Raw genomic sequence first — 9,264 nt, forward strand, 5'->3', positions numbered from 1 at the left:
CAACCATGTGGGGCTGGAAGGGCGCTCATTACCCATGGGTTACCCAGCCGAGGGGAGCGTCAGACAGTCCCGTGCCAGGACCCGGGCCAGGGATTCGACCACCTCGGGCGCGTAGTCCCCGGCCGTGGCCAGCCGCAGTTCCTCCAGCGCCCGCAGGGGTCCGCCGGGGCCGGCGTCGCGCACCTTCTCGTCGTAGGCGTTCACCGTCCGTACGATCCGCGCGGCCATCGGCTGCTCCCGGTAGGGGTCGGCCTGCCGCTCCACCACGACCGCGACCGCGGAGTCCACCCCGGTCTGCCGTACGACCGCTCCGCCGAGCAGGGCGATCCGGCGCTGTTCGGCTCCGGGGAGGCCGGCGGTGGCGCCCGCCGGGACCGGGTCGACCAGGCTGAGCTGGCCGATGTCGTGCATGAGGGCCGCGGACTCCAGTACGGCCAGCTCGGGCCGGGTCAGCCCCAGCTCGCGGCCGACGGCCCGGCTGAGCTCGGCCACACGCCGGGCGTGCCCGGCGGGGGTGTATCCGGCGATCTCGGTGGCGCGGGCCAGGGAGGCGATGGTCTGGCGGTAGGTGGTGCGGACCGCCGCGTACCGCTTGAAGGACAGCTGGGTCAGCAGCAGGGGCAGCGAGAACACCGGCAGCGCCCACAGTCCGACGACGGCCACCGCGAGGGCCATCACCGCACCGGTCGCGCACACGGCGGAGCCGATGCCGAGCAGTCCGCGCAGCTCGTCCCGGAGGAGGGGGCCGAAGGGCCAGCCGGTGCGGGAGTGGGCGAGGGCGGCGGCGAGGACGCAGTCGCACAGGGCGGTGAGGGTGAGGAGCGCGAGCAGCGCGAGGGCGTAGGCGGGGCCGCCCCACTCCTCGAACACGCCCTGGTCGTAGAGAGGGTGGAAGCAGACGGCGGTGAAGCCGACGGTGAGCACGCGGCGGGCGAGGTGGTCCGTCATCGGCCCCCGGCCGCGCGCGGTGTGCGGGACGCCGCCGAGCAGGGAGGCGGCGAGGACGACGGTCACGACCTGGGTGACGCCGTGGTGGGAGGGCTGGCCGGCGTCCGCGCCGAGCAGTGCGTACGCCAGGGCGCCGGCGGCCCCGAGCGGCGCGGCCTCCCGGACCCGGGCGCCGGTCCAGCGGCCCAGCTCTCCGACGCAGACGAGCAGGCCGAAGGCGAGGGCGGTGGAGCGTTCCTCCAGGCCGGTCCAGAGGGTGACGGCGAGGCAGGTGCCGGCGAGGAGGGCGGCTGACGCGTGGATGAGCGCCTTCACGGGCGGGCTCCGGAGCGGTCGGCGGCCTGCGGCGCGGGGACGAACGGGTGCGGTTCCTCGCCGGCGGTGACCACCGGATGCCATCCCTCCCGCCCCAGTGCCCGGACCAGCGCCGTCACCATCCGCGGGTCGAACTGGGCCCCGGCGCACCGCTTCAGTTCGTCCAGCGCGGCCGGCACCGGACGGGCCCGCCGGTAGGAGCGGGTGGAGGTCATGGCGTCGAAGGCGTCCGCGACCGCGACCACCCGGGCGGACTCCGGGATCTGGGTGCCGACCAGGCCGTAGGGGTAGCCGCTGCCGTCCAGCCGCTCGTGGTGGTGGAGCACGGCCGCGCGGGCCTCCCCCAGGAACCCGATCCCGCGCACCATCTCGTGCCCGTACTCGGGGTGCAGCTCGATGACCCGCCGTTCCTCGGGGGTGAGCGGTCCGTCCTTGCGCAACAGCCGGGTGGGGACGCCGAGTTTGCCCACGTCGTGCAGGATCCCGGCGAACCGCAGCACCTCGACGCGCTCGTCGTCCAGGCCCAGTTCCCGCGCGATCATCATCGACGCCTGGCCGACCCGCTCGCTGTGCCCGCGGGTGTAGCCGTCCTTGATGTCGACGGCCTGGACCAGCGCCCGGATGGTCGCCTGGTGCGCTGCCCGCTCCCGGTGGTACTGCGCGAACACCCACCAGGACACGCACATGGGGAGCAGCACGAGGAGCGCGGCGACCGGGCCGTACGGGCTGCGCCACAGCACGGCCATCATCAGCCCGGCCAGGCCGTGCACGGCGACGGGGGCGAGGGAGCGGACGAACAGCCCGCGCCAGGCGCGGCGCGCCGGAACGCGCTCGCCGAGCGCGAGGATGCCGCCGTCCAGGGCGGTCAGCGCCAGGCAGAAGGCGAGGACCGCGGCCCCGGCGGGGACGAGGGCGTAGGGGAAGTGGGAGCCGGCGACCGCGTCCCGGCCGCCCAGCGCGCCGTGCACCGAGCCCGCGGCCCGGACGCCGATCATCAGGTGCGCCGCGCGCCAGATCCGCCGCAGCGCGTACGGCCGTTGCTCGACCCGGGAGAGCAGCGCCCCCGGCAGCGGGACCAGCGCGGCGGCGGCCGGCGGCAGCAGGAAGGCACCGGCGAGGAGCACGGGGTAGAAGGTGCCGGCGAAGCGCCAGCGGGCGGCGGCCCGCTCGCACCCCGCGTACACGGCGGAGAGCAGCACGACCGCCCACCAGAGTGCGGGCGTCCGCGGCAGCCGAGCCGCGCAGAGCAGGGCGCCCAGGACGACGCAGGCGACGTACACACGGGCCCGCGCCGGAACAGCCTCCATCACGCCCCTCCCCGGCCGAGCCTCCTCTGGCGACGAGCCTAGGGCGGGGCAGGGGGACGCGTGGGCCTATGAAAGGGTGATTAGCACGTTCGAGTGACCGAACACTCTTGTGCAGCGCGTCAGTTCGAGGGGGACGCGGCCGTGCACCGGCCCACGCCCCGGGCCGTCACGACTCCTGGGGAGTCGCCGGTGCCGCCGTGACGTCGTGCTCGGGGACCGCCTGGCCGGAGCGGATCAGATCGATCCGCCCCAGCACCTTGGAGCGCAGGTCGGTGGGCACGTCGTCATGCCCGCAGCAGCGCTTGACGAGCTTCTTCACGGCCTGCTCCAGGCCGTACTTCTCCAGGCACGGCGAGCACTCCTTGAAGTGCCGCTTGAACTTGTCGCGATCGACTTCCGGCATCTCGCTGTCGAGAAACTCGTACAGATGGTCGAGGACCTCACTGCAGTCAGTCTCGTGCGGCTCTCCGCAGCTCATGAGCCCGAGCCTTTCGCTTCGTTCGACTCTCCGGCGCCGGCCGGGACCAGCCCGCGCTCACGGGCGTAGTCCTCGAGCATCCCGCGCAGCTGGCGGCGGCCCCGGTGCAGCCGGGACATCACCGTACCGATGGGTGTCCCCATGATGTCCGCGATCTCCTTGTACGCAAAGCCCTCTACGTCGGCGAGGTAGACGGCGATGCGGAACTCCTCGGGGATCGCCTGGAGCGCTTCCTTCACGTCCGAGTCCGGCAGGTGGTCGAGCGCCTGCGACTCCGCGGAGCGCAGACCCGTCGACATGTGCGACTCGGCGCGGGCGAGCTGCCAGTCCTCGATCTCCTCCGCCGCGCTGCGCTGGGGCTCGCGCTGCTTCTTGCGGTAGGAGTTGATGAAGGTGTTCGTGAGAATCCGGTACAGCCACGCCTTGAGGTTGGTGCCCTCACGGAACTGGTGGAAGGACGCGTACGCCTTGGCGTACGTCTCCTGCACCAGGTCCTCCGCGTCGGCCGGGTTGCGCGTCATGCGCAGGGCGGCCGAGTACATCTGGTCGAGGAATTCGAGCGCGTCCCGTTCGAAGCGCGCGCTGCGCTCCGAGGTCGACTCCGCGCTGACGCCCTGGCCCTCGGGCTGCTCCGCCTGGCCGTTGTCGGTCCCTGCGTCGATCCCAGTGACCGGACCCACCTCCTCAAAGTTCCGGGCAGCACCGAGACCGGTACCACCGGAATTGGAGGATAGACGACGACCCGTCCCCGCCGCCCCCCGAACAGGGGTGGTCTTGGCCGCGCGCAGCACCGTCCAGTCCAGGTCAGCGCTGCGCTCACGGCTCGGGCAGATGGTCGAACCCATGCGGCGGACTTCCTCTCCGACGACGATCGGTGCTGGTGGCTCAGCACTTCTGTCCGCCTCAACAGAGGTCGGGGCCGCAACATTCCCGGCCCTTTACCCGAGTGACCGGGCCCACTCCACCACCGCGCGCGTGACGATCGCCACGGCCTGCTCCTGCGTGATGTCCGCCCTCTTCGGCACCGCGAAGCCGTGATCGCCGTACGGCACCTCGACCAGGCGGTGATCGCCGTCGGGGAACTCCTCCGGCCGGCCGAAGGGGTCGTTCCCACCCTGGACGACGAGCGTGGGCACCCCGGCTCCGAGCAGTTCCGCCGCCCGGGACCGCTCCGGCCGGCCCGGCGGGTGGAGCGGGAAGCTCAGCGCCAGCACGGCACGGGCGCCGAGTTCGACGGCCGTGCGGCAGGCGACCCGGGCTCCGGCGCTGCGGCCGCCGGAGATCACCGGCGGTCCTGCCTTGCGCAGTGCCGGCCAGACGCCCCGCCACCCGGTGTCGAGCGTCTTCGGCGCCGGGGCCACCTTCTTCCCCGCCACCCGCCAGGGCTGCTCCACGAGGGCGACGCTCACGCCGTGGGCCGGGAGGACCGCGGCCAGCGCCTGGAGGTCCCGGGCCTCGATGCCGCCGCCCGCTCCGTGGCTCACGGCCAGCACGAGCCGGGCGCGGTCCGCGGGGTGCCAGGTGATGCGGGCGTCGCCCGCCTCGGTAGCGATGATCTCGGTCGTCACGTCAGAAGAGTGTGCCCTCTTCGGGGCCCTCCAGCTCCTTCAGCAGCTCCGGGCCGTTGTTGCGGACGTTGCTGACGGCCGTGGAGACCGGGTAGGCGCGCATCAGGCCGGGCGGGGGCGGGGCGAGGAGCGAGCGGAGGTCCTCGGGGTCGGTGCGGGACGGGTCCAGCCAGCCGTCCCAGCGGTCCGGGGTGAGCATCAGGGGCATGCGGGGGTGGATCTCGGCCAGGGAGTGCGGGCCCTCGGCCGGGGAGACGGCCAGGGGGGTGGTCTCGGCCTCCGTAGTGATCACCGAGCAGGTGACCCACCAGGCCTGCGGGTGGTCGTCGGGGAGGGTCTTGTCGCGCCAGAACTCGTACAGGCCGGCCATCGCGAAGACCGAGCCGTCGGCGGGCAGCACGAAGTACGGCTGCTTGCGCGGCCGCTTCCTGCGGCCCTCGACCTCCAGGTCCCGCTCCTGGCTGCCGGTGACCCACTCGTAGTAGCCGTCGGCGGGGATGACGCAGCGGCGCGAGGAGAAGGCCCGCCGGTAGGACGGCTTCTCGTGGACGGTCTCCGCGCGGGCGTTGATCATCCGCGCGGCGCCCTCGGGCGACTTCGACCAGGACGGCACGAGGCCCCACTTGAGCCGGCGCAGCTGGCGCACCGGACGAGGGTCCTCGGCGTCCTTGAGCGGGCGGTCGAGGACGGCGTAGACCTCCTTGGTGGGGGCCACGTTGTAGTCCGGCGCGAGCGTCTCCTCGGGCTCCCACTTCTCTATGTCGAAGATTCCGGCGAGATCCTCCGGCCGCCGACTCGCCGCGTACCGTCCGCACATCCCGAAACCGTCCCTCCCGACCTGCCCCACCGGCGTCACGCACCTGCCACCTTACGGAAGAGCGCGGCCCCGAAGGCCCGGACTCCCCCTCCCCGCGAATCCGCCAATCCGCGGCCCCGCCTGCTCCGGATTACACGCGGATCGCCGATCACCGGAGCGGGAGGCAAGAGATGGAGCGGACGTCGGCAGACGCCCGGCACGGCTCGCGGGGCGGGTCGCCGTACCGGGGACGGACGGCCGTGGTGGGCTCCGGCGTGGCGGGACTGACCGCGGCCCACATCCTGGGCCGCAGCCGTCGCGTCACCCTGTACGAGGCCGACGCGCGGCTCGGCGGGCACGCGCACACCCACGAGCTGGTCTCGGCCCTCGACGGCCGGATGCACCGGGTGGACTCCGGGTTCATCGTGCACAACCGCCGTACCTACCCGCGTCTGCTGCGGCTCTTCGACGAACTCGGCGTCGCCACGCAGGAGTCGGAGATGAGCATGTCGGTGCGGTGCGAGGGGTGCGGGCTGGAGTACGCCGGTGCCCGCGGCCCGGCCGGCCTGTTCCCGCGGCCGGGCAACCTGCTGCGCGGCCCGTACCTGCGGCTGCTGGCCGAGGTGCCGGCCTTCCACCGGGCGGCCCGGCGGCTGCTGGACGCCGGCGGCGGCGACTCGCTCACCCTGGGCGCGTTCCTGGAGCGGGAGGGCTTCTCCGCCTACTTCCGCAGCCACTTCATGACGCCGCTGGTGTCGGCGGTGTGGTCGTGCGACGCCGGCACCGCCCTGCGCTACCCGGCCGCCTACCTGTTCCGCTTCCTGGCCCACCACGGACTGCTCTCGGTGAGCGGCTCCCCGACGTGGCGCACGGTCAGCGGCGGTTCGCGCGAGTACGTCGACCGCATCGCCAAGCAGATCGCCGACGTGCGCACCGGCACGCCCGTGCGGGCGGTGCGCCGGCACGCCGACGGGGCCGACGTCACGGCCGAGGACGGCACGACCGAGTCGTACGACGCGGTGGTGATCGCGGTCCACCCGGACCAGGCGCTGCGTCTGCTGGCCGACGCGACCGAGCGGGAACGTCAGGTGCTGGGCGCCTTCCGCTACTCCCGCAACACCACCCTCCTGCACACGGACACCGGGGTGCTGCCGCGGGCCCGGGGTGCCCGCGCCTCCTGGAACTACCTGATGCCGTCGTGCTCGGCCGGCGCCGACAAGGTGCGGGTCAGCTACGACATGAACCGGCTGCAACGCCTGGACGCCGCCGAGACGTTCGTGGTCACCCTGGGCGGCGAGGACCGGGTCGCCCCGGACCGGGTGCTGGCCCGCATGGTGTACGAACACCCCGTCTACACCCCCGAGTCGGTGGCCGCGCAGCGGCGGCTGCCCGAACTCGCCAGTGACGTCTGCGCGTTCGCGGGCGCCTACCACGGCTGGGGATTCCACGAGGACGGCTGCCGCTCGGGCGTGGAGGCGGCGGCCGCGCTGGGAGTGCGCTGGTGAACGGCACGGCAGACACCCCGGAGGACGCCGTACCCGCCCTGTACTCCTGCACGATCGCCCACGTGCGGACCGCTCCGCGCCGGTACGCGCTGCGGCACCGCACCTACCTGTGGCTCATCGACCCCGACCGGCCGCCCCGGCTGCCGCGCCCGCTGCGGGTACTGGCCCGGTTCGACCCGCGCGACCACTTCACCGGCGACGCGCCCTCGATCCGGACCGGTCTGGACGCCTTCCTCGCCGGGCACGGCATCGGGCTGGACGGCGGGCGGGTGCTGATGCTCACCCACGCGCGGGTGTTCGGCCACGTCTTCAACCCGCTGACCCTGTACTGGTGCCACGGCCCCGCGGGGGACCTGCGCTGCGTCGTCGCCGAGGTGCACAACACCTACGGCGGCCGCCACTGCTACCTGCTGCGCCCGGACGCGACCGGGAGCGCGCGCACGGCGAAGGAGTTCTACGTCTCGCCGTTCTTCCCCGTCGACGGCGCCTACCGCATGCGGCTGCCCCGGCCGGGACCCCGGCTGGACCTGACCGTGCACCTCGACCGCGAGGGCGGCCGGGCCTTCACGGCGACCGTACGCGGCAGCCGGCGCGCGGCGACCGTCCGCACCCTGCTGCGGCTGGCCCTGCGCCACCCCTGGTCCACCCTCGCCGTGACGGCCGCGATCCGCGCCCACGGCATACGCCTCTACCTGCGGGGACTGCCCGTCCAGCCCCGCCCCCGTCACCACCGCGAGCCGGAGAAAGCCATATGAGGACAGCAGAACGACCCACCGTCCCCCACGGACCCACCGCCGTGGACCCGGCCCGCTGGCCCGACGTGGCCGCCGTGCCCGCCGCCTCCCGGGCCCGCAGCGCCGTCACCGCCGCCGTCGTCCGGCACGCCCTGCGCGAGCTGCCGCTGCGGGTCCGCCTGGCGGGCGGGGAGACCCTCGGCCAGGGCGGGCCGCTGCTGGAGGTCCGCGACCCGGCCGCCTTCCACGCCCGCATCGGCACCGGCGGCCTGGTCGGGTTCGGCGAGTCCTACATGGCGGGCGAGTGGGACGCGCCCGACCTGGTCGCCGCCCTCACCGTGCTCGCCGCGCACACCGCCGACCTCGTCCCGGCCCCGCTGCAGCGGCTGCGCCGCCTGTGGGCGCTCCGGCAGCCGCACGAGGAGCGCAACACCCCCGACGGCTCCCGCACCAACATCAGCCGCCACTACGACCTGTCCAACGACCTGTTCGCGCTCTTCCTCGACGACACCCTCAGCTACTCCTCGGCCGTCTTCCGGGGCTTCCCCGCGAGCTGGGACCGGCTCGCGACGGCCCAGCAGCGCAAGATCGACCGGCTGCTCGACCTGGCCGACGTGCGGGCGGGCACCAGGCTGCTGGAGATCGGCACCGGCTGGGGCGAACTCGCCCTCAGGGCCGCAGCCCGCGGCGCCCGGGTCACCTCGCTCACCCTCTCCCGGGAACAGCGCGCCCTCGCCCTGGAGCGGGTGCGGGCGGCCGGCCTGCAGGACCGCGTCTCGATCGAGCTGTGCGACTACCGCGAGGCGCGCGGCGCGTACGACGCCATCGTCAGCGTGGAGATGATCGAGGCGGTCGGCGACGACTTCTGGCCGGTGTACTTCCGGGTCCTGGAGGAGCGGCTGGCGCCGGGCGGGCGGGTGGCGCTGCAGGCCATCACCATGCCGCACGAGCGGATGCTCGCCACCCGCTCCGACTTCACCTGGATCCACAAGTACGTCTTCCCGGGCGGCCGCATCCCCTCCACGCGGGCGGTCGAGGAGACCGTCCGGGACCACACCGGGCTGCGCCTCGCCCGCCGCGACGGCTTCGGCGCCCACTACGCGGAGACGCTGCGGCTGTGGCGCGAGCGGTTCGGCGAGCGGGCGCGGGAGGTCGAGGCACTCGGCTTCGACGAGACCTTCCGCCGGCTGTGGACCTTCTACCTCGCCTACTCCGAGGCCGGGTTCCGCTCCGGCTACCTCGACGTCCAGCAGTACCTGTTCACCAAGGAGAACCCGGCCCGATGACCACGACACCCAGCACCGCCGCCCGGCCCGGCGCGGCCCACCGGCTCGCCGCCCTCGCGGGGGACGTCCTCGGCGGCCCGCTGCCCGTACGGCTGCGCGCCTGGGACGGCAGCGAGACCGGGCCGGCCGACGCCCCCGTGGTCGTCCTGCGCTCCCGCCGCGCCCTGCGCCGCCTGCTGTGGCAGCCCGGCGAGCTGGGCCTCGCGCAGGCCTACGTCACCGGCGAGGTCGACATCGAGGGCGACCTCGCCGAGGGCCTGCGGACGATGTGGGCGGCCGCCCGCGAGCGGGGCCCGCGCCCGCCGCGGCTCACGCCCGCCGACCGGG

9 protein-coding genes and 1 pseudogene are annotated in these 9,264 nt (G+C 74.0%); 4 read left to right on the forward strand and 6 right to left on the reverse strand.

Annotated features, from left to right (window positions below; genetic code table 11):
• Positions 1-39: 39 nt before the first annotated feature.
• The 6 genes from M8J74_RS31180 to M8J74_RS31205 form a co-directional block, all read right to left on the reverse strand.
• Entirely contained in the window at positions 40-1,347 is a 1,308-nt protein-coding gene (locus M8J74_RS31180; RefSeq protein ID WP_283948817.1) for an HD-GYP domain-containing protein, read from the reverse strand.
• Positions 1,260-2,570, reverse strand: a complete 1,311-nt coding sequence (locus M8J74_RS31185; protein WP_249839645.1) for an HD-GYP domain-containing protein — start codon at positions 2,568-2,570, stop codon at positions 1,260-1,262. Before M8J74_RS31185 ends, M8J74_RS31180 begins: the two co-directional genes overlap by 88 nt.
• 166 nt (positions 2,571-2,736) lie before the next feature.
• Positions 2,737-3,048 carry a mycothiol system anti-sigma-R factor gene (gene rsrA, locus M8J74_RS31190; protein WP_058923320.1) on the reverse strand — a complete coding sequence of 104 codons (312 nt, stop codon included), beginning with the start codon at positions 3,046-3,048 and terminating at the stop codon, positions 2,737-2,739.
• A complete protein-coding gene (gene sigR / locus M8J74_RS31195) occupies positions 3,045-3,728 on the reverse strand; it encodes an RNA polymerase sigma factor SigR (RefSeq protein WP_058923321.1) in 684 nt (227 codons plus the stop codon). Before sigR ends, rsrA begins: the two co-directional genes overlap by 4 nt.
• A 258-nt stretch (positions 3,729-3,986) precedes the next feature.
• Entirely contained in the window at positions 3,987-4,616 is a 630-nt protein-coding gene (locus tag M8J74_RS31200) for an alpha/beta hydrolase family protein (RefSeq protein ID WP_249839646.1), read from the reverse strand.
• Between the two features lies 1 nt (position 4,617).
• The gene (locus M8J74_RS31205; RefSeq protein ID WP_249839647.1) at positions 4,618-5,433 is read right to left on the reverse strand and encodes an SOS response-associated peptidase; all 816 of its coding nucleotides are present in this window, start codon (positions 5,431-5,433) and stop codon (positions 4,618-4,620) included.
• A gap of 170 nt (positions 5,434-5,603) precedes the next feature.
• Between M8J74_RS31205 and M8J74_RS31210 the strand changes: the two genes are divergently transcribed.
• The 4 genes and pseudogenes from M8J74_RS31210 to M8J74_RS31225 form a co-directional block, all read left to right on the forward strand.
• Entirely contained in the window at positions 5,604-6,917 is a 1,314-nt protein-coding gene (locus tag M8J74_RS31210; RefSeq protein WP_249839648.1) for an NAD(P)/FAD-dependent oxidoreductase, read from the forward strand.
• Entirely contained in the window at positions 6,914-7,672 is a 759-nt protein-coding gene (locus tag M8J74_RS31215; protein ID WP_249839649.1) for a DUF1365 domain-containing protein, read from the forward strand. Before M8J74_RS31210 ends, M8J74_RS31215 begins: the two co-directional genes overlap by 4 nt.
• Entirely contained in the window at positions 7,669-8,937 is a 1,269-nt protein-coding gene (locus tag M8J74_RS31220; protein ID WP_249839650.1) for a class I SAM-dependent methyltransferase, read from the forward strand. The genes M8J74_RS31215 and M8J74_RS31220 overlap by 4 nt, the downstream gene beginning before the upstream one ends.
• Positions 8,934-9,264 (forward strand): annotated as a pseudogene (locus tag M8J74_RS31225) (SAM-dependent methyltransferase); the annotation flags it as partial. The gene M8J74_RS31220 and the pseudogene M8J74_RS31225, both read left to right, overlap by 4 nt.

The organism is Streptomyces panaciradicis (assembly GCF_023516615.1).
In the GTDB taxonomy this organism is placed as follows: Bacteria; Actinomycetota; Actinomycetes; order Streptomycetales; family Streptomycetaceae; genus Streptomyces; species Streptomyces panaciradicis.